The 19,901-nt window shown below is 51.0% G+C and carries 20 protein-coding genes; 8 read left to right on the forward strand and 12 right to left on the reverse strand.

What is annotated here, in order from left to right; genetic code table 11:
• Positions 1–167: 167 nt before the first annotated feature.
• Complete coding sequence (gene eno, locus CGC65_RS20735) at positions 168–1,439, reverse strand: phosphopyruvate hydratase (protein ID WP_002569633.1); 1,272 nt, start codon at positions 1,437–1,439, stop codon at positions 168–170.
• A gap of 102 nt (positions 1,440–1,541) precedes the next feature.
• The gene (locus tag CGC65_RS20740) at positions 1,542–2,501 is read right to left on the reverse strand and encodes a hypothetical protein (RefSeq protein ID WP_002569634.1); all 960 of its coding nucleotides are present in this window, start codon (positions 2,499–2,501) and stop codon (positions 1,542–1,544) included.
• Positions 2,502–2,669: 168 nt separating this feature from the next.
• Between CGC65_RS20740 and CGC65_RS20745 the strand changes: the two genes are divergently transcribed.
• The 3 genes from CGC65_RS20745 to CGC65_RS32575 all read left to right on the forward strand — a co-directional run bounded on the left by CGC65_RS20745 (position 2,670) and on the right by CGC65_RS32575 (position 5,212).
• Positions 2,670–3,773, forward strand: coding sequence for a glycosyltransferase (locus tag CGC65_RS20745; protein WP_002569635.1), 1,104 nt, complete (start codon positions 2,670–2,672; stop codon positions 3,771–3,773).
• A gap of 165 nt (positions 3,774–3,938) precedes the next feature.
• On the forward strand, positions 3,939–4,190 hold the full coding sequence (locus tag CGC65_RS32805) for a hypothetical protein (protein WP_320945429.1): 252 nt from the start codon (positions 3,939–3,941) through the stop codon (positions 4,188–4,190).
• On the forward strand, positions 4,115–5,212 hold the full coding sequence (locus tag CGC65_RS32575; RefSeq protein ID WP_416387633.1) for a BclA C-terminal domain-containing protein: 1,098 nt from the start codon (positions 4,115–4,117) through the stop codon (positions 5,210–5,212). Before CGC65_RS32805 ends, CGC65_RS32575 begins: the two co-directional genes overlap by 76 nt.
• A gap of 240 nt (positions 5,213–5,452) precedes the next feature.
• On the opposite strand, the gene CGC65_RS32580 is transcribed toward CGC65_RS32575, so the two are convergent.
• Positions 5,453–5,683, reverse strand: coding sequence for a DUF6783 domain-containing protein (locus CGC65_RS32580; protein WP_105105469.1), 231 nt, complete (start codon positions 5,681–5,683; stop codon positions 5,453–5,455).
• A gap of 124 nt (positions 5,684–5,807) precedes the next feature.
• Here CGC65_RS32580 and CGC65_RS32810 point away from each other — a divergent pair, with 124 nt between their 5' ends.
• From CGC65_RS32810 to CGC65_RS20765, 3 genes are all read left to right on the forward strand, one after another.
• Entirely contained in the window at positions 5,808–6,923 is a 1,116-nt protein-coding gene (locus tag CGC65_RS32810; RefSeq protein ID WP_039897192.1) for a BclA C-terminal domain-containing protein, read from the forward strand.
• 725 nt (positions 6,924–7,648) lie between these two features.
• Positions 7,649–7,852 carry a BclA C-terminal domain-containing protein gene (locus tag CGC65_RS32735; protein WP_412912548.1) on the forward strand — a complete coding sequence of 68 codons (204 nt, stop codon included), beginning with the start codon at positions 7,649–7,651 and terminating at the stop codon, positions 7,850–7,852.
• A 235-nt stretch (positions 7,853–8,087) separates the two neighbouring features.
• The gene (locus CGC65_RS20765) at positions 8,088–10,034 is read left to right on the forward strand and encodes a collagen-like domain-containing protein (protein WP_002569639.1); all 1,947 of its coding nucleotides are present in this window, start codon (positions 8,088–8,090) and stop codon (positions 10,032–10,034) included.
• Positions 10,035–10,143: 109 nt separating this feature from the next.
• Here the strand turns inward: CGC65_RS20765 and CGC65_RS20770 are convergent, their stop codons facing one another.
• Positions 10,144–10,512 carry a RidA family protein gene (locus CGC65_RS20770; RefSeq protein ID WP_002569640.1) on the reverse strand — a complete coding sequence of 123 codons (369 nt, stop codon included), beginning with the start codon at positions 10,510–10,512 and terminating at the stop codon, positions 10,144–10,146.
• Between the two features lie 315 nt (positions 10,513–10,827).
• Between CGC65_RS20770 and CGC65_RS20775 the strand changes: the two genes are divergently transcribed.
• On the forward strand, positions 10,828–11,424 hold the full coding sequence (locus CGC65_RS20775; protein ID WP_002569641.1) for a prolyl-tRNA synthetase associated domain-containing protein: 597 nt from the start codon (positions 10,828–10,830) through the stop codon (positions 11,422–11,424).
• Between the two features lie 102 nt (positions 11,425–11,526).
• On the opposite strand, the gene grdA is transcribed toward CGC65_RS20775, so the two are convergent.
• Together grdA and trxA are read right to left on the reverse strand one after the other, a co-directional pair.
• Positions 11,527–11,997: a glycine/sarcosine/betaine reductase complex selenoprotein A gene (gene grdA, locus CGC65_RS20780; protein ID WP_080548701.1), complete on the reverse strand. Its 471-nt coding sequence runs from the start codon at positions 11,995–11,997 to the stop codon at positions 11,527–11,529.
• A gap of 108 nt (positions 11,998–12,105) precedes the next feature.
• Positions 12,106–12,423: a thioredoxin TrxA gene (trxA, locus tag CGC65_RS20785; protein WP_002569644.1), complete on the reverse strand. Its 318-nt coding sequence runs from the start codon at positions 12,421–12,423 to the stop codon at positions 12,106–12,108.
• 171 nt (positions 12,424–12,594) lie between these two features.
• Here trxA and selD point away from each other — a divergent pair, with 171 nt between their 5' ends.
• A complete protein-coding gene (gene selD, locus CGC65_RS20790) occupies positions 12,595–13,635 on the forward strand; it encodes a selenide, water dikinase SelD (RefSeq protein WP_080548702.1) in 1,041 nt (346 codons plus the stop codon).
• A 98-nt stretch (positions 13,636–13,733) separates the two neighbouring features.
• On the opposite strand, the gene CGC65_RS20795 is transcribed toward selD, so the two are convergent.
• From CGC65_RS20795 to CGC65_RS20820, 6 genes are all read right to left on the reverse strand, one after another.
• Positions 13,734–14,609, reverse strand: coding sequence for a DNA-binding domain-containing protein (locus CGC65_RS20795; protein WP_002569646.1), 876 nt, complete (start codon positions 14,607–14,609; stop codon positions 13,734–13,736).
• Between the two features lies 1 nt (position 14,610).
• Positions 14,611–15,747 carry a YkvI family membrane protein gene (locus CGC65_RS20800; protein WP_002569647.1) on the reverse strand — a complete coding sequence of 379 codons (1,137 nt, stop codon included), beginning with the start codon at positions 15,745–15,747 and terminating at the stop codon, positions 14,611–14,613.
• Positions 15,748–15,851: 104 nt separating this feature from the next.
• Positions 15,852–17,162, reverse strand: coding sequence for a sarcosine reductase complex component B subunit beta (gene grdF, locus CGC65_RS20805; RefSeq protein ID WP_080548703.1), 1,311 nt, complete (start codon positions 17,160–17,162; stop codon positions 15,852–15,854).
• Between the two features lie 23 nt (positions 17,163–17,185).
• Positions 17,186–18,472 carry a sarcosine reductase complex component B subunit alpha gene (gene grdG / locus CGC65_RS20810; RefSeq protein WP_002569649.1) on the reverse strand — a complete coding sequence of 429 codons (1,287 nt, stop codon included), beginning with the start codon at positions 18,470–18,472 and terminating at the stop codon, positions 17,186–17,188.
• Positions 18,473–18,749: 277 nt separating this feature from the next.
• Positions 18,750–19,430 carry a TetR/AcrR family transcriptional regulator gene (locus CGC65_RS20815; protein ID WP_002569650.1) on the reverse strand — a complete coding sequence of 227 codons (681 nt, stop codon included), beginning with the start codon at positions 19,428–19,430 and terminating at the stop codon, positions 18,750–18,752.
• Between the two features lie 30 nt (positions 19,431–19,460).
• Positions 19,461–19,847, reverse strand: a complete 387-nt coding sequence (locus tag CGC65_RS20820; RefSeq protein ID WP_002569651.1) for a GrdX family protein — start codon at positions 19,845–19,847, stop codon at positions 19,461–19,463.
• Positions 19,848–19,901 lie beyond the last annotated feature (54 nt).

A 19,901-nucleotide genomic window follows, 5' to 3' on the forward strand; every position in this document is an offset into this window, starting at 1 on the left:
TCCCATCTACCGCACTACATCTCCTGCACTGCATCTCCTGCACTGCATCTACCGCACTGCATCTCCTGCACTGCATCTCCTACGCTGCATCTCCTACGCTGCATCTCCTGTCATTGCAGGCCCCTGTGAAGTGCGCAGACAGCACAAATGCGTTTTCCAATCACCTTTTAACCTTCCAGATTTTCCTCAATACGCAGCAGCTGATTGTATTTGGCCACGCGGTCAGAACGGCAGGGAGCGCCGGTCTTAATTTGTCCTGCATTGACAGCCACTGCAATATCTGCAATGATGGAATCCTCCGTCTCACCGGAACGGTGGGATATAATGGTGCCGAATCCGGCCCTCTTAGCCATTTCGATAGCCTCAAAGCTTTCAGACAGCGTACCTATCTGATTCACCTTCACCAGAATGGCGTTTCCTGCTCCCAGCTCAATGCCCTTTGACAGCCGTTTCGTATTGGTGACGAACAAATCATCTCCTACCAGCTGAATACGTCCTCCCAGTTCCTTGGTCAGCATTTTCCAGCCCTCCCAGTCCTCCTCCTGGAGTCCGTCCTCTATGGAACAGATGGGGAACGCATCTACAAGACGGCGGTAGTAATCCACCATCTCCTGTGCGCTGCGCCGGATTTCCTTTCCCGCCATGCGGCTTTCTCCCGGGAACAGGTACATGCCGCTGGCTTCATCATAGAGTTCACTGGACGCCGCATCAATGGCAATCTTCATATCGGTTCCCGGCTTCAGTCCGCTCTTTTCCATGGCTCTCACCAGAAATTCAAGCACAGCCTCGGAGTCCTTAAGGTCCGGCGCAAATCCGCCCTCATCCCCTACTCCTGTGCTGTAGCCTTCTTCTTTAAGAAGCTTCTTTAAGGTGTGATAGACCTCCGCACACATCCTCAGACGCTCCGCAAAACAGCAGGCTCCGAACGGCATAATCATGAATTCCTGCAAATCAACTGTATTGTCCGCGTGTTTTCCTCCGTTTAGAATGTTCATCATGGGAACAGGCAGGACGGATGCATGGATTCCTCCCAGATACCTGTAAAGAGGCATCCGAAGCCCATTTGCAGCAGCCCTGGCCACGGCCATGGACACGCCCAGAATAGCATTGGCCCCCAGCTTTCCCTTATTCTCTGTTCCGTCCGCCTCCAGAAGCAGACGGTCGATGTGTCTCTGGTCCAATGCGCTTTCAAAGAGAACTGCTTCGCTGAGCACAGTATTCACATGCTCTACAGCTCCCCGGACTCCCAGTCCGTTGTACCGATTCCCGCCGTCCCGAAGTTCTACGGCCTCGAATTTTCCGGTGGATGCACCGGAGGGAACGGCCGCCCTGCCGGTGGCGCCTCCTGTCAGGCACACTTCCACCTCCACCGTAGGATTCCCCCTGGAATCCAGTATCTCTCTGCCGGTTACCGCCTCTATCTCCAGTTCGTTTACCATAAAAAAATGACCTCCTCATATCAATCTTATCATTGATATAAGGATAGCCATTTTTTAACATTATATGTATGGAATCAGTCATTTTAGCAGGCTCATCCATCCTTAATTTATCCTGGCCCCATCCGCGCCCACTGTAAATCCATCCGGTGTGACCGCAGATACCAGCATGGCCCCTGACGGGTCGCAGTAATACAGCTTATCTTCCCAGGATATCCAGCCGGTCTTCATATATCCCTCCTGGTCAAAGAAATACCACTTGTAATTGATATACTGCCAGCCGTTTGACGTGTAAGTTCCGTCTCCCTTCTGGTACCACCAGCCCCGGTCATCCCTGAGCCACTGGCCGTTCACCCTGGTCAGGTCTTCCTCTGTAATCTCAATATAGGGAGATTCCTGCCATTCACCGGCATTGTTCCTGGAATCCATGGCCCTGACTTTAAAATAGTAGGTGCCTGCCTTTGGGAACTTGCCGGAAAAATCATAGCTGTTTTCCTTTACCGTATAGGTGGCTCCGATGCCGTCCTCATAAGAATTGCCTCCCCTTCGGCACAGGCGGACCTTATAATTCTTAGCCAGGCTCATATCGTCCCAGTGGGCCACCCCGTTATCTTCATCCCACATCAGACCGCTTACATCCAGATCCTCATCATCCTCGTCCAGCTTATCCAGCCTTACCACCAGGACCATCTCTTCCTTATCATTCTTAGTGGAACTGGATACATACTTGACCGTATCGCCGGAAAATGAAAACGCGCTCTTTCCCGATTTCTTAAAGTAATAATCACTGTCAGCGGAAAGCCATATCTCCACTTTCGGCTTGTCCCCGCCTACCCAGCTGTCGCCCTCATTGACAATATCCACGCTCTCAATGGAACACTCCCCATCCTCCAGGCTCACGTCCACGTTTCCGCCTATTTCTCCTGCCTGGATATCCGATGTGAAATTAAGTTTAATTTTCCCCACTGGTGTCCTTTCCTCTTTTGCAAAGGCTGTAAAGGACAGGGTGCAGGCCATAAACAGAGCTGCACCTGCCAGCACGGCATATGCTCCTCTTTTCCTCATTTGAACCTCCTCCTTCCCGCTTGCGTCTGTTTTCCTATTATAGCACATATCATCGGCTTCTGTCATCCTCCGGCACACCAAACTTGTTCCATTTTCATATAGTATAGTATGCCGGGGCGTTAATGGACATCCGGCCTATAATGAAACAGATATACAGGGGGATTGCTTTTGATAACCATTAGTCTTTGTATGATTGTAAAAAATGAGGAGGCTGTTCTGGAACGGCTCCTAAGGACCATGTCCACTGTGGCGGATCAGATTGTTATTATGGATACCGGCTCCACGGACCGGACAAAAGAAATCGCAGCCCGCTATACGGATGAGGTCTACGATTTCCCGTGGACGGATGATTTCGCCGCTGCCAGGAACGCCGTCTGCCAGAAGGCGGTGTCGGACTACTGGATGTGGATGGACGCGGACGATGTAATGGAGCCTGAACAGGCTGCCCGCTTAAAGAATTTGAAGGAAACCCTGGACCCCTCTGTGGATGTGGTGATGATGAAATATCTCACGGGTTTTGACGAAAACGGGAGAACCTCCTTTTCCTATTACAGGGAGCGTATCTTAAAAAACCACAAGGGATTCCAGTGGCAGGGCCGGGTGCATGAAGCTGTCCCCCCTGCCGGCAATATCCTATACACCGATATTGAGATTCAGCACCGGAAGGAGGGCGCCGGGGATAAGGACCGCAACCTTCGGATATACGAAACCATGCTGAGCCAGGGAGAACCTCTGGAACCCAGACACCAGTTCTACTACGCCAGGGAGCTGTATTACCACGAACGCTATGAAGATGCGGTACGGGTGTTCAGGGCATTCCTGCAGGAACCGGATGGATGGGTGGAAAACAAGATAGACGCCTGTCTCCATCTGGCTCTGTGCGAGGAGCATCTGGGACATACGGAAAAGGCCGTGGAGGCACTTTTAAAGAGCTTCTTATATGACAGTCCCCGCGGTGAAGCCTGCTGTGAACTGGGGCGGATGAAAATGAAGGAAGAAAAATACAGGGAGGCTGCTTATTGGTATACCCAGGCATTATCCTCCCGGCCTGCGGAACAGACAGGAGCTTTTGTCCGAAAGGACTGTTACGGCTTCCTGCCTTCTATTCAGCTGTGTGTATGCTATGACCGTCTGGGCGACCACCGAAGAGCATGGCACTATCACTTGAAGTCACAAAAGCTGAAACCTGAACACCCATCTGTCAGGCAGAACCAGACCTACTTTGAACACAAACTGAAACATCCGGCGGAAGGGCAGCCTTCCGCACTATAAAATAAGGAGAGGTAATTATGTATTTTAATTTTTCCAACGGAATGAATCGAAATGATAATATAGAACAACGCAGACCATGCGGATACCCCGGAAACAACGGTTTTCCAGGTAATGGCGGCTGCCCCGGCGACTATGGTTTCCCAGGTTCCGGAAGATACCCGGAAGATGATTGCCAGGACAGCGACGGCTGTGGCAGCGACAGCACAGCCCAGACAGATAACAGATGCCCAGGTAACGGCGGGTTTCCAGGCGGCAATTTTCCAGGCGGCGGGTTTCCGGGCTGCTGCCCAGGACCCAGAGGACCACAGGGGCCTGCCGGACCAACAGGCGCTCAGGGACCAATGGGACCCAGAGGATGCCCCGGAGCACAGGGCCCTACCGGACCAACTGGTGCCATGGGGCCTCAGGGCTATGTAGGCCCCACCGGGCCGACAGGGCCTCAGGGACCCAGAGGATTCACCGGTGAGACAGGGCCTCAGGGACCCCAGGGACCAATGGGACTTCCCGGACCACAGGGCATAGCCGGCAGCACAGGCGCCACCGGAAGCCAGGGACCACAGGGGCCTCAGGGAGTTACCGGACCTGCCGGACCTCAGGGCATCCAGGGACCCCAGGGAGCTACCGGACCTGCCGGACCTCAAGGACCCCAGGGACCTCAGGGGCCGCAGGGACCTCAGGGCAGCACCGGAGCCGCAGGGCCTCAGGGACTGACCGGAGCTACCGGACCCATCGGACCGACGGGGCCAACCGGACCTCAGGGTATCCAGGGCATCCAGGGGCCACAGGGACCTCAGGGAGCTACCGGCGTTACCGGGCCTCAGGGTATCGCAGGAGCAACCGGACCAATCGGAGTAACCGGGCCGACCGGAGCTACCGGGGCAATTGGCGCAACCGGCGCAACTGGAGCAACCGGGCCAACTGGCATAACCGGGCCTGCCGGAACCACAGGGGCAACCGGCGCGACCGGCTTAGCCGGGACCACCGGACCAACTGGTGCTACCGGACCTACAGGCGCAGCTGGTGGGATTGCAGCATACGGCGGAATGTATAGAACAACCACAACGCCAATTTCTATCGGTATTGCATCTACACAACAAGTAGCTTTTAATAATACCATGCCATTATTAAATACAACCGTAGCTGCCAATGCTATTACCGTAGCTAATACCGGTATATATGAGATTAACTGGAAGTTAGTATCAACAGCATCAGTGGCAGTGGCATTAACTTTAGCTATACGCCGTAATAGTGTTCCTATTGCATCAACCACCAGTACAAGAACATTATCACTTGGTGTTGAAAGTTTATTTGAAGGCAGCGTTATTTTCAATTTAACTGCTGGAGATGTAATAGATATGGTTTTGTCTTCTGCACTGGCCGTAACATTAACTTTATCAACAGGAACAAATGCAACATTGACAGTAAAGCAGCTTAGCTGATAATTGTTTAAAACACCTTTGTGTTTTAAACAATGTAAATTGATGTGATTATGCTATATTTTATTTTATCCTCATTTATGGGACATAACAATTTTCCTATTATGTACGGCCTGCTGCACCAAAAGGACCAATTGGGGCACAAGGACCTGCTGGAACCACAGGGGCTGCCGGCGCTACCGGCCGGTAGTCACCGCCCCTAGTCCGCACGCCCGGAATACCACAGCTGCCCTGCTCATGTCCTCATGTATTCTTCTTAATAACGCACCCATGGCAGGAAGCATAGAAGCACCCGCCGTTGCAACCGGAAAATTCTCCGTCACCCGGCCGGCATAACGCAAATATACGCTCCGTCAGTTGTTCGTTTCTTCTTATGGTAGATTTGGTCCTGATAAACGCGATATGATGTGCCACGTCAAGTGAATTAGGGCCGAATATACCGCAAGTGGGGCAAGCTTTGTCCCAAGGAGACACCTACGGCCGACTCCTTAGGTCAGATGGCGGGAATGAATTTTAAGACACGCTTTAAAACAGATTCCGGAGAGCGGATTCCGGTTCAGGACCTATCTATCCATTAAAATAATAAGGAGTGACCATTATGTATTATGACTATCCAGACAATATAAATCCACAACAGGATGGCCTTGAACCATATTCTGCCGAATTCCGCCAAAATGGCTGTAATAATGGCAGGAACAGATGGTGCTGTGACCCATGTACACCATGTGCGCCGCCCACATGCTGCCCGTTCCCCGGACCGACCGGACCTATGGGTCCAACCGGATTACAGGGTCCAATGGGTCCCAGGGGATGCCCCGGTATGCCCGGTCCCACCGGGCCAACAGGCGCAATGGGACCTCAGGGCTATGTAGGACCGACCGGGCCCACCGGCAGCACCGGACCTCAGGGCATTCCCGGCATGACCGGGGCTACAGGGGCGGCCGGCCCCACTGGTTCTACGGGAGCTGCCGGAGCTCAGGGGCCTGCCGGAGTCACTGGCGCTACGGGAGCTGCCGGAGCTCAGGGGCCTGCCGGAGTCACTGGCGCTACGGGAGCTGCCGGAGCTCAGGGGCCTGCCGGGGTCACTGGCGCTACGGGAGCTGCCGGAGCTCAGGGGCCTGCCGGAGTCACTGGTGCTACGGGTGCTACCGGCGCCCAGGGGCCTGCCGGCGCTACGGGCTCCACCGGAACTCAGGGACCTGCCGGGGCTGCGGGTGTTACCGGAGCCACGGGACCTGCGGGCGCTACAGGGGCTGCCGGGATCCAGGGAGCGACTGGCCCTACAGGAGCCACCGGACCAACGGGAACATCTGCAATCTCAAGCGCAATGTCAGCACTTAATATTTCAGCAAGTACCATTTCAGTAACAACAGATGGGACTAATATTCCTCTGCCAGTTCAACCCTATATGGATGGATTTGCGGTAAATGCTACAAATACAGAGTTTACAGTTGCTCAAACAGGAACCTATTTAATTTCCTATGATATCAAAATGACATCCGGATTACCAATGTCATCAAGAGTAACATTAAATGGCGCACCAATAACGAATTCAATTAATACCTCTTCAACATCTACAAATGAATATAGTGTGACTTTTATGCAGCCTTTAACAGCAGGTGACATTTTGGCATTACAATTATATGGCGTAAATGGTCCGGTCTCATTACAGACCGGCACCGGTGCATCTCTTAATATTGTGAAAATAGCTTAATTTATGTCTAAGCATAATATGTCAAAAAGTGCAGATTAAAAAACTTTACGCAGTAAATCATGCCTCATACAAAATCAATTACAGGGTACGCGCAGGGCCGTCTGTCCGGGCTCCTGAGTATATGCTTTATACCTGTTGCAGTAAATTAATAAGACTCTTTACAGATAGAGGCATCGTTATATATAGGCTTATTATGCTTTGTACAACTGATTGGCTGTCAATGGAGGATGCAAAAACAACATTCATCCCCGCCGCATTTAATATCCTTAGACTTTTATCGGATTCGGTCACATCCATCAAAACGGACAAAGCATTGATATCAAGCAAACGTGAAATCTGCCAGACAACCAGATTGAATAACAGGGAAGCCACTGCTGCACCAAATCAGGATTAACCGTATTCAAATGCTATTATTACTGCCGATGGAAGCCTGTTATTAAGAATATAACTTCACAAAATTTTAACAAAAACTGCTCAACCTTTGCCTTTTGGGCTGCCATAACATCAAAAGATAACGTTGGTGTAAATATTTGTATGGGCTTTCCTATGATTTTAGGTTATATAAATCGCTCATTAACAATTGTTTAATTAAGCAATCAATGGGAGCCGAACTAATTTTGCTGTTTCCTATTAAAAGCGCCTCCACCGGTCCCATGGGACCTGCTGAAACTGCAGGGGCAAAAGATACTGCTGGCCCGGCTGGACCTGCAGCCGCTACCATTAGCATGAACGCTCAGAATACTGCAGCATCCCCTCTGGCTATCATTATAGGCAAAATAGCAATCCCGCTTCCAAACGACCAGTTTCTCAATTGCTTTACAATAAATGCTGCCAATACCATTTTTACGTTTCCCGTAACCGGCACTTACTTTATAACCTATCATATTAAGGCAACAGACGCTCTGCTCATGTTCTGGCATATTCTTTAAATTAACATTCCCATGGCAGATACCATTGATGCCCTGGCTGTTGCTGCAAGCCAATTCTCCAGGCTGGAACTGGAGCTAAACCTAATATCATACGTCTGGCATAATGCCATCACTTCAGGTCTAAAGACATGAGGAATGCAGGAATAAAGCGACAGGCCTTCCTGCCACAATTACCCAGCCGTGCCTTATATTTTCAGACCTGCACCATTCATTATAACAAAAAGGAGAGACTACCATGTATTATAACTATTCAGATAATATAAATCCGCAGCCTTCCAACTATGACCCCTCCTCTGCCGGCTGCCGCCTCAATAACAGCGGCAATGACAGGAACAGATGCTGGTGTGATCCGTGCAATCCATGCCCGCCGCCCGGCTGCTGCCCACAGGCTGGTCCCACTGGCCCCACCGGGCCCATGGGACCTCAGGGACCAATGGGACCCAGAGGGTGCCCCGGCGCACCTGGCCCCGCAGGACCCACCGGTGCCATGGGGCCACAGGGTTATGTAGGCCCCACCGGCCCCACTGGCCCCACCGGACCTCAGGGCTTTCCCGGAATAACCGGCGCTACCGGCGCTGCCGGCCCAACTGGTCCTCAGGGCCCGCAAGGCATACCCGGACCTACCGGCCCCCGTGGCGTTACCGGAACTACCGGCGCTGCTGAAACGATAACTATACGCAACACTGTTACAAGCGAACCTGAATCTCCAGCCGCAGTAGTGGATATAACCGGTTCCCCTGACCACATCCTGGACTTCTATCTTCCGCGGGGAGCCACAGGTGCTACAGGAGCTACCGGCGCTACAGGACCTGCCGGTGACACAGGAGCCCGGGGGATTACAGGTACTACCGGTGCTACAGGAGCCACGGGAGCACAAGGTATTGCAGGCATTACCGGACCTACCGGCCCACAGGGACCTGCTGGCGCCACCGGACCCACAGGACCACAGGGGCCTGCCGGTGCTACCGGACCGGCTGGCGCTGCAGGGGCCGCAGGAACCACCGGCGCTACGGGAGCCACGGGCGCTACAGGGGCCACCGGTATTACGGGGGCCACTGGTGTTACCGGGGCTACTGGCGCAACTGGAGAAGCACAAACTATAACCATACGCAATACTACAACAAGTGAACCTGGTGCTGCCGCCAGCGTCACAGATATAACTGGCGGTCCCAACCATGTGCTGGATTTCACCATTCCACGTGGAGTCACCGGGCCTGCCGGCCCCCAGGGCGGAACAGGAGCAACTGGAGCTGCCGGACCTGCCGGGGCTACCGGTGCCACAGGCGCTGCCGGACCTGCCGGGGCCACTGGCGCTACCGGTGCCACAGGCGCTGCCGGACCTGCCGGGCCAACTGGCGCTACCGGCGCCACCGGTGCTATCGGCGCCACCGGCGCTACAGGGGCTACCGGTAACACGGGGCCAGAAGGACCTGCCGGACCAACTGGCGCCACAGGGGCCACTGGAGCCGCAGGAGCTACCGGTGATACGGGAGCAGAGGGGCCCGCTGGCGCTACCGGCGCCACCGGCGATATAGGACCCACGGGGGCTACCGGTGATATGGGACCAGAGGGGCCTGCCGGGCCAACCGGAGAAACCGGACCAACAGGCGCAGCAGCCACCATCACCATCGGAAGCGTAACCACAGGCGACCCCGGTACCGAGGCATCTGTAACCAATTCCGGCACCTCAGAAGATGCAGTCTTTGATTTCGTCATTCCCCGCGGGGAGCCCGGAGGCGGCGGGGCTCCGGAAGTCCTGGCAACAGTAGATACAACCCCTCAGCCCACTTCGGCTAACGGGGCCCTGATTTTCAACGAAACTCCGCTGGTATCCGGAACTGCCATTACCCATACTGCTGGTTCTCCTGATGTGCAGATTAACCAGCCCGGCATCTATCAGGCCTTCTTTACCGGTACAGTCCTGATTGATGCAGGGACCACCATCCCCTCTACGCTCACAGTCCAGCTCACACTGAACGGAGTTCCCATTACCGGAGCAGTGGCTCGCCACACCTTCACTGCTTCCAATGAAGAAGTAACCCTTTCCATGAATGCACCATTCCCGGTAACCGGCGCTGGTACTCTGGAGGTTGTAACCAGCGATGCCGGATACACCTTTGAGGATGCCTCCCTGACCGTTGTCCGTCTGGGAGACAGCACTAATTTCCGCACAGCTGTATAACAATCAGGAAAATGTTCACTGGAAAGTTAAGGCCGCCGGAAAATATCCGGCGGCCTTACACAATCCGCTTATATGGCAGAAGCCCGAAACATTACTGCTTTTCTGCACATTATTTTACAGCAATTGCCTCAATCTCACAGAGCACACCCTTTGGGAGAGTCTTGACTGCCACGCAGCTTCTGGCTGGCTTGGATACGAAATACGTTGCGTACACCTCATTAAATGTACCAAAGTCATTCATATCAGCCAGGAAACAGGTGGTCTTAAACACCTTGTCAAATCCGGTGCCGGCTGCCTCCAGGATTGCTCCCACATTCTTACAGCTCTGCTCAGCCTGGGCAGCGATTCCCTCTGCCACGGTTCCGTCTGCCGGATCCACCGGAATCTGTCCTGACGTATAAATAACCCCGTTTACCTCATATCCCTGGGAATAAGGCCCAATGGCACCTGGCGCCTTGTCAGTACTAAGAATATTCATCTGAAATACCTCCTTCATATTTATAATTTGGACATAAGTCCACTTAATGTTATCGCGTTCACATTCAACTGCTCCCTATTATATCAGATATTATCTGCCGATGCAATACAGATGCTTTAATATCCCCATAAAACCCTGTAAAGGCCTGTAAAATACAGCCCTGTCCATATTTTTTCCCTATGCCGCGCATCTTCATATTCAGGTCTTCATAATCAGTCGTCCCGCCTATGGACATTACGTGTCCCATTTGTTATAATTGAAATGTTTTAATCGCATTCACATCCAACACACCAACAAAAAAACAGAGGTATAGAAATGACAAATCTTAACGATACCGGGGAGTCTATTCCCGCATACCATATTGACCGCACCCTATATGAGGGCCGTCCCGCCGACACATCCGGCCGTGAGGATAAAGAAATCCGCACCTATGATTTGCTGGATTCCCTTCAGGTCCCCTTTGTCCGTGTGGACCACGACGCCCTTCCAACCATTGAAGCCTGCCGCGAGGTAGACCAGCTTCTGGGCACGGAAATCTGCAAGAATCTTTTCCTCCGCAATGCCCAAAAGACCGACTTTTACCTGCTGCTCATGCCAGGCAATAAAAAGTTCAAGACAGCTGTCCTGTCCAAACAGATTGGAAGCGCCCGCCTGTCCTTTGGGGAGGCAGAATTCATGGAGTCTTTCCTTGACATCAAACCCGGCTCCGTGTCTGTCATGGGGCTTATGAATGACAGGGAAAAACGCGTCAGGCTGCTGATTGACAAGGATATACTGGAAGGTGAGTATTTCGCCTGCCATCCCTGCATCAACACCTCCAGCTTAAAGTTCACAACCCGGGATTTAATGGATAAAATCCTCCCGGCCCTTGGACATCCGCACACAGTCGTGGATTTACCCTATGCAGAATAACCCATGTAACAGAAGAGCCGGCAGCCACAAAGGACTGCCGGCTCTCCCTGCATTGGGGTGCATTAGCCTAACTATATGCATTGGGGTGCATTAGCCTAACCTCTAGTACTTACAATACTCCTTACGGATTCCTTCCATCTCTTCATGGATGGCCGGAACATCCATAACCATTTCCATCATTCCCACCTGTTCCTCATAAACAGCTGGATCTGTCTCAGCCTTCACTTCATCCTCACAGATATGATATACACTTAGTCCCAACTGGACTCCTGCCAAAGGACCTGCATAAGTTGGATCGCCGGCTGTAACGGTTTCTGCTGCAAGGCCTGCGGCCTCTGCTTCAGCAGCTCCCAGAAGAACTACTACGTTCTCCGGGCCGTGCTCCTCACTTATGTTTAAAACCCTCTTCTGGTTTTCCAGATCCATGGCACCTGCGGACGTTCAGACAAAGCACTCTGTGGAAGAGTAGGCTATCTTTGCGCCTGCTGTCTTGGCACACTCTTCAATGGCTGGTCCGGGTACGCCGTCGCGGTCACCGATGATGATAGCATACTTGTCTTTCAGTATAGCCATACATTGTTCCTCCTTTTCTTTATTGCGCTTAAAAGCGCTGTTTTTATACATCAGCCGCGTCTGCGGTTATGCATCATTTGTATCCGGCCTATTGGCCGTGCCCTGGCATCAGGCATATTTCCTGATCATTTCCTCGCAGCCCTCCGGGGTGGCGTCATCCTTTACCCTGGAATCAATCATTTCCCCATCCTTATATATGGCAATCACAGGCAGTCCCAGCACCTTCTGGGCAATGGCAAGCCGTCTGGCCTTTGTGGTGTTCAGGGAACAGAATTTTACAGTTGTTCCGTACACCTCCTCAAACTTATGGATATGGGGCATAAGGGCTGCACAGGGAACACAGCCGTCCCCGTAAAAGTCTACCAGCACATAGCCCTGGGCCTTTAATACCTCTTCCTCAAAATTTTCCTTGGTCAAATCAATCATTTTTAACCTCCCAAATGTAATCGCGATAACTTATGGTTAAATAGTTTCTTTATATCCATTTCCAAAAACCGGGCTTTTCACCGTGTTTGTCCTTGACAAACCCTGGAAAACAGATAATATATTAAGTTAGTAGCTAATAAAATTTTCATCCAATGATAAGGAGTATCACTGATGAGCGATATTAAACTGACTGAGTTAACAGGTTCCTGCGGCGGCTGAGCGTCCAAGATAGGGCCTGATACCCTCGCGCAGGTTCTGCGCGGTTTACCAACCTTTCACGACGACCGGCTTCTGGTTGGATATGACACCTCCGACGATGCGGCCGTCTATCAGCTTACCCCTGAACTTGCCCTGATACAGACCGTGGACATCTTTCCGCCGGCTGTGGATGATGCCTATGAGTACGGCCAGATTGCCGCTGCCAACTCACTGTCCGACGTATGGGCCATGGGCGGGGAAGCCAGACTATGCATGAACATTCTCATGTTCCCTGAGCACCTGCCCTTTGAAACGGTTCAGGCTATCCTCCGGGGCGGCTATGACAAGGTGGCTGAAGCTGAGGCCATTGTAGTGGGCGGCCATACCATCAAGGATGACATCCCCAAATATGGACTGTGCGTCTCAGGCGTGGTCCATCCGGACCGCATCCTGCGCAATAATTCCATCCAAAAGGGCGATGTTCTGATTCTCACCAAACCTCTGGGCACCGGCGTTCTGACCAATGCGGACAGGGGCGGCCTTTTATCTGACTCAGAACATAAGGCCATGGTTGACTGTATGGCTGCGCTGAATAAGTATGCAGCCGATGCGGTACGAAACCTGGACGGGGTCCATGCCTGCACCGATGTGACCGGCTTCTCACTGCTGGGCCACAGCTATGAGATGTGCGGGGAATCCGGACTTACTGTAATCATAGACAGCAGCCGCGTCCCTCTGCTCCCGGGTGCGGACAGCTATGCGTCCATGGGACTTGTGCCCGCAGTGGCATACCAGAATATGAATCACCTGAAGGATAAGGTAGCGCTGCCAAAGGACCTTCCGTCCCATGTACACGACCTTCTTTTCGATCCCCAGACATCCGGCGGCCTCCTGTACAGTGTGGCATCCCAGGAAGCAGGGCGTATCATGGAAGCGCTTCAGAAAGCCTGCCAGTCCCCGGCTGTTATCGGACATGTGGACGGGCCATCCGCCCACCCGGTCATGGTGATTTGACAAAATTTTCACAAAAAGGAGGCAGACCTCTTATCCCAGCTTTACAAACCGGGAGCGGACAGCCTGCCCCCTTCCACTCTGCTACATTTAGTACATTTCTAAATATCCTTACAGCAGACCAACAGGCCGCTAAGGAACTTTCTGACCCTCACGTTGCCGTGTCCGTCGCTCTTTCCTCTGATATAGCTCATCTCCCGTTTAATCTGTTCCAGACTGTATAGCCTGGCTCCATACTCGTTAAACACAGGATCTGCATAATCATCCATTCCTCTGTATGCCAGATTCGCCATACCCACAGAGGCCGCGCGCCGTATGCGCTGCTCCACACTCTTGGAATTCTGTCCCATCCTGCTGCACAGCTCACGTACCGTGATGTCTCTTATGTCCAGGTCCTCCTCAATCAGATAGCGGACAATCCGTATAATATCCTTGCTTCCCGCCTCGCTGAGTATACCTATTTCCTGTAAGATGCTCTTTAAGCGCCGTATGGACTGGTTATAATCTGTTTCCAGTTCCTCGGGCTGCATCTTTCGTACCCGCACATTTGATTCCCATGAAAATGCCCCGGCGGAAAAATCATTCCTGGCCTTGACAATCATCCACTGCATGGCCCTGGACATCTCCATATTGTGCAGCACGTTTCTAACTTCTATCTCATTGAACGGTTTATGTATCAAAAGCTCAGCGCCTTTTTCATAAGCCATCCTGATAATATCCATATCATTGACATGCGAAAGGATAACAACCGATGTCTGGGGCAGTACCTCCCTGATTTTCTGTATGTAAGCAATGGTTTTGGGTGCGGAAAGGGTAAGGTCTGCCAGAATCATATCCGGGCACATCTCCTGGAGCTCCAGATAGGCTTCCTCCCATCTGGATGCAATGCCGGCAACAGTTCCCATACCGCCATCTTCAATCATTGTTTTCAGTTCTGTCCGCGAATTCCTGTCGCAGTCCACAATATAGATTCTCATCCTATTTCTTCTTTAAGAATACATCCTTAATATTTTTCCATAACATGAACAGTATCAGTACTGCGCCCACATATCCGTTGAGCACGTAAATGATGTTAACCAGGACCCTGAAAGGAAGGAAGAGTCCTACAATCAGTCCAATTACTCCCAGTGCAACCGTGAGGATCTTAAACTGGCTGGTTCCCTCTTTTGCGAACCTGCCGCATGGATTATACAGAAGCGGCACTGCTGTTGTATAAATACCTGCAAATACCACGACTGCAAAGAAGGATGCAAAAGGCTTCCAGATGCGCTCTGCCAGGATCAGATTGGGGATGTCTGCATTCCATACGAAGATGCCTGTATTTCCCAGACCTGCTGTATTAATATTGGCAACCTGTGCCAGCATGATAAGGACAATGGCAACGCATACAGCGATGGTTCCGCCGTAGATGCCATACTCCACGTCTTTCTTTTTATTATTGGCTCCAAGCGCCGCCGTAAAACTGGCAAACCACAGAAGCACGAATCCCGCATAGGACAGGGCGGATATCACCCAGTTAGGTCCTGCGTTCTTGATTGTCTCACTGCCCGCCTCGGCAAATGCACCTGTGCGGATAACTTCCAGTCCGGCTCCTACATTACCGGCATCCCTGAACAGGGTAACCACGCCGATACCGATACACAGTACAACGATAGCCGGGCCAACCACACCGATCTTGTCAACCAGTGAGTTAAGTCCCCCTACCACGGTAAGGATTGCCAGTGCTGTCAGAACCACGCCGCCTACCCAGGAAGGAAGGCCATACTGCTGGTTCAGTGTAGAGGCAGCGCCTCCAACCATAACGAAAAATGACATGTAACAAAATATAGTAGAATAATAATCCATGAAGGTCCCAACGTATTTACCGCAGTAAAACTTATATACGTCATTTCCTTTTTCAAAGTGCTCCTCTGCTCCGGCCTTGGCAAAGTTGTAATTGTAGTAGATGAAGCAGACCGCAAACAGTAACACCGTAAAAATTCCCTGCACCCCGTATGCAGTATAATACTGAATAATCTCCTGTCCTGTTGCAAACCCGGAACCAATGGTAAATGCGATGACTGCTCCGGCAAGTATAAGTACCCGTCCCCAGTTAACTTTCTTATCACTATCCATACGCCTTCTCCTATCCATGGTCTGATACAGCGCCGTAACGCTGTCCTAATTTATGCCGGCGCAGCGGGCAAGCTGCCTGCTGCGCCGGATTTGTCATTTCTGTATTATTTCTCAAACACAGTCTGGCCATCAACCGGTGTCTGAAGTGCTTTGAGAGCTCTTCTGACCATGGATAAGCGGAGTTTGTAGCTGTCCTTCTCGCCCTGTGGCGGATCGCCCAGAGGATAAGGAATGCCTATACCAGGAATAATACGGTTAGCGCCTATTGTCAGTGAAATCGGAACTACAGTAGCCATGTGAACTACCGGAATGCCGTATTTCTCGATACCCTTAACCATCGTTGCACCGCAACGAGTACAGGTACCTCAGGTAGAGACGAGGATAACCGCATCCACATGCTCATCAATAAACATCTGTCCAATCTCGCTGCCGAACTTGGCTGCAGATGCAGTCGCAGTTCCGGTACCGGTAGTAGTGCAGAAATAGTTCACAAGCTCGCCGAACTCGCCTGCTTTTTCCAGTTCTCTTAATGCGTCTAACGGAACAACCACATTAGGGTTGGCCATAGCAAACTGACGGTCATATCCGCCGTGGATGGTTGTAAATTCATCCGCTGACAGACGGTCCATACCGGTGATGTCATACTTGCCCCACTTGGTGGCGTTGGAGGACTCGATATGGTCAGGGTTACCGGTTGGAACGATACCGCCGGAGGTAACCACTGCAATCTTTGCGTGCTTGATATCCTTAACAGGCTCAGCAGGCGCAACTCTGTCAAATTTAGGCATAGGAAGGTCTGTGCCGTATTCCTCGCCTTTTAACTTCTTAACCAGCATCTCAAGGGCGCGCTCAGAACCTCTCTTCTCAGCGAAGTAGTTTACGCGGATTCCTCTCTCGATGTATCCTTCTTCCTTCGGCCCAAGGATTTCCTCGCCGGCCGCCATCTTCTTAATCAGAGCGGACATAACAGGAAGTACCTTTGGCATACCGGCTGCGGAGTTAGGTGTATCCACAATGATAAGGTCCTTGCGGAACATATCCACGCCAGGATTCTCGATATACATACCGGTGATAACCGGGATGCCCAGACGCTCTTCCACTGCCTTACAGATAGTACCGCAGGCAACGCCGTAACGTCCGGCATTGAATGCAGGGCCTGCCACGAATACATCAGGCTCACATTTCTTTACCATCTCAATAATGGTATCGGTTGCAGCGTCCAGATTCTCTCCGAAATAGTTGTCACCGCAGATAATGGTTGATACGATTTCATAATCCTCTCCCAGTGCAGCCTTAAGTCCCATACCTGGTCCTACAACCCCTTCCCGAAGCTCAGGGGTATAGTCGGCTTTTTCTTCACCGCCGATTCCGGCAAAGAACTGGTTAATATAATGTACTATTTTATATTTAGCCATCTTTCCATCTCCTTTATTTTCGATTAATAGCCTCTAGCTGCCAGCTTGTTGAAACCATTGGCAATGGTGGAGGCGATGATAATCTGAAGCTCTGCCTCAAAGCTGCCGTCCGGGTTCTTACAGCCGTCCCAGCCGCCAATCTGCATCTCGATGAAGTCCTGTGTTCCGATGACCTTATCCATGGCCGGGAACTGGAGTGTGGCATTACCCTGTCCGCAGGATGCCAGTGCGTCAGCTTCCTCGCACACGTCAGCCAGAGACTGGGACTTTCCGTCCTTGCCCGGGAACTCGTCGGTAATCAGAACTACCTTGGTTCCTGCGCGCTCTACCTTACGGCAGTTCATCATCAGGTCAGTATCAGGATTGCCGTATCCCTCCTCGGTAATCAGCACACCGTCTAATCCCATCCAGTTGCACAGCTTGGCAACCATATCGGAATGACGCTCTTTGTCTGCCAGGAATACGTTCTCGTTTGTCAGGATAACACCCATGAAGTTGATATCCTTGCCATGGTGCTTATAGCAGTCCTCAATAACCGGATTGTGGAAATGATGGTATGTGGTAACCTTGTCACATGGCGCAACACAGTTACCGGAAACAATAGCGCCGTCCATGATTTCTGTTGGATACATAAAGGTGGGGATAAACTGCTTTGCATCCACGCCGTAGTAATATGTATCATGCAGAAGTCCCTGTGACTGCAGCATATGGATGTAGCCTACCTTTGGAAGGTCCGGATACATAGCAGCCTGCTCGAAAATAGGCTTTGTCTCATAAGTAACAATTTCATCCGGCTCCAGCTCTCTTGCTGCCTCGCCTACATAAGTCGCTACCTTTAAGCCTGCCATACGAGCAGCCTTCTCATATACATGAGTCTCCAGGCCGTCAGCCGGCTCCACTACAACGCAGAGGTTATAGGTCTGTGAAAATGGGCAGTAATCCGCAGCAGGGCCGCTCATGTCGATAACGCCCTCCTGGAATCCTACGATTTTACCAACAGTCACTACACAGCAGCCTTCCAGAGCGTGCGTTCTTCCGGTGCCCACCTGAGGACTTACCTTTCCGATCACGCCTGGGAAAATCTCTCCGCCGCTGACCTTAACCCTTGGCTCAATCACGTCCTTAACCGGTGTAATCCTAACGGACTCACCTGGCTTTGCAATGTCAACGTGGCAGCCGGTCAGCTTATCGTCTTCCAGCACAAGCTTTTCAACTTCCTCTTTGTTGACATAGAGCACTCCGTCTTTCACGTGAGTCTTGTCATCGAATCGGATATCTTTGATAAAGATTTTTCCCAATTCAAGCTTCATATGAAATACCTCCACTTCTTTATATTTTACTGCCTGATTGTCCATGATATTCCCATATATCCAACTTGGCAATCCTGACAGTACTCTTTCAGTTACAAAATTTGGGATTTGTGCAAAAATGATACTTTAAATTAGTAATCGCGATAACTTATGTCTATAATATAACATATGTTATCGCGATAATCAATGGAACTGTTGATACTTTTTGTTACTTCTTGTAGGAATCGACTTTTTCGTCAATTTGTTATAAATTTGTCATGTTTTTTGTGTATATTCACTATTTAGGTGTAAAATCATAGGCATAGCACTGTGTGATTTCCTTACTCTCCTGAATGAACTGGTTCACCAGCTCCGGAATCTCATCCTGGCTGATGCCGTGCTCCTGGACAAACTTAAAATATCCCAGAAACAGGGTACATATGATATGGTTCAGCTTTTTAGCATTTTCCTCAGAAATCTTTCCCTCTGCCACCAGAAGCTTACATATATAATAGTCCCTCTGGTAATAGCTGGGTATCTCAAGCATCTCCTTGATGAAGGGGCTTACCTGTATGATGGCGTCCGGAAACATCTCATAATATTCCTTCAGGGCCTCTCCCAGGTCCCGGTTTATATTCCGGTAAAAAACAGCTTCAAAGGCCTGGGGCTTCTTAAATGCCTCTTTGGCATAGGAGCGCCATATACCGAAATGCACATCCCAGATATCATTCCACTCCTTTTCACATTTTGACAAATCCAGGATATACTCGTTGAGCGCATCCAGCTGGGCATAAAATAAAAGCTCATCCAGATTCTGAAAATACCGGTACATACTGGCAGAAGAACATCCCAGTTCCGCCGCGATGCGCCGGATGCTGATGGCCTCCACTCCCTCCTTCTTTATGATCCTGCTGGCCTGAACCACATAATCCTTCCTGCTCAAATCTTTAAAGTAGGATGTTCCCACATTCTTTTTCATGACTTCCTCACATTCGGTTCCTTATTATCCCTATAATTTAGGGATTACATTCTCTATCATTGACAAATCAATGGTCTTGTAATCGTAGGCAATCTTCTCGTCATACTTAGGCACCTTCTTAATGGCGGTCCACTTATTGAAGGCCTCTATGGCTTCCTCAATCAGACGGATATCCCCTGCATCACTTTTTCCGGTTTCACTGTATAAAAGGATGGTCCTATAGGGCGTCTGGTTGGGCTTTAAGCTGGATGCCTGGGGATGGGTCAGAAGCTTGTGGTTTGTATGAATCAAATCCCTGGTTTTTAACAGTACCTCCTCGTAAGTCTCCACCATAACCACCTGCTCTACGTTTTCTCCCCATTTTTCTGCTGCCCGGTCATTGTTGGTGACCAGAATACATTTACCTAAATCAAACATTGTATCCCCTCCTGGTTATTATTATTTGCTGATTTCTTTAACATCTCTTTAATA

The organism is Enterocloster bolteae (genome assembly GCF_002234575.2).
In the GTDB taxonomy this organism is placed as follows: domain Bacteria; phylum Bacillota; class Clostridia; order Lachnospirales; family Lachnospiraceae; genus Enterocloster; species Enterocloster bolteae.

Coding starts and splice junctions, on each gene's coding strand:
- CGC65_RS20800 (WP_002569647.1), bottom strand. CDS start 15,747: ATGGATAGTGATAAGAAAGTTAACTGGGGACGGGTACTTATACTTGCC.
- CGC65_RS32805 (WP_320945429.1), top strand. CDS start 3,939: ATGATTGCCAGGACAGCGACGGCTGTGGCAGCGACAGCACAGCCCAGA.
- CGC65_RS20770 (WP_002569640.1), bottom strand. CDS start 10,512: ATGAATATTCTTAGTACTGACAAGGCGCCAGGTGCCATTGGGCCTTAT.
- grdG (WP_002569649.1), bottom strand. CDS start 18,472: ATGAAGCTTGAATTGGGAAAAATCTTTATCAAAGATATCCGATTCGAT.
- CGC65_RS32810 (WP_039897192.1), top strand. CDS start 5,808: ATGTATTATGACTATCCAGACAATATAAATCCACAACAGGATGGCCTT.
- CGC65_RS20740 (WP_002569634.1), bottom strand. CDS start 2,501: ATGAGGAAAAGAGGAGCATATGCCGTGCTGGCAGGTGCAGCTCTGTTT.
- CGC65_RS32575 (WP_416387633.1), top strand. CDS start 4,115: ATGGGACCCAGAGGATGCCCCGGAGCACAGGGCCCTACCGGACCAACT.
- CGC65_RS32735 (WP_412912548.1), top strand. CDS start 7,649: ATGAACGCTCAGAATACTGCAGCATCCCCTCTGGCTATCATTATAGGC.
- CGC65_RS20820 (WP_002569651.1), bottom strand. CDS start 19,847: ATGTTTGATTTAGGTAAATGTATTCTGGTCACCAACAATGACCGGGCA.
- CGC65_RS20815 (WP_002569650.1), bottom strand. CDS start 19,430: ATGAAAAAGAATGTGGGAACATCCTACTTTAAAGATTTGAGCAGGAAG.
- CGC65_RS20795 (WP_002569646.1), bottom strand. CDS start 14,609: ATGAGAATCTATATTGTGGACTGCGACAGGAATTCGCGGACAGAACTG.
- CGC65_RS20765 (WP_002569639.1), top strand. CDS start 8,088: ATGTATTATAACTATTCAGATAATATAAATCCGCAGCCTTCCAACTAT.
- trxA (WP_002569644.1), bottom strand. CDS start 12,423: ATGATTGATTTGACCAAGGAAAATTTTGAGGAAGAGGTATTAAAGGCC.
- eno (WP_002569633.1), bottom strand. CDS start 1,439: ATGGTAAACGAACTGGAGATAGAGGCGGTAACCGGCAGAGAGATACTG.
- CGC65_RS20775 (WP_002569641.1), top strand. CDS start 10,828: ATGACAAATCTTAACGATACCGGGGAGTCTATTCCCGCATACCATATT.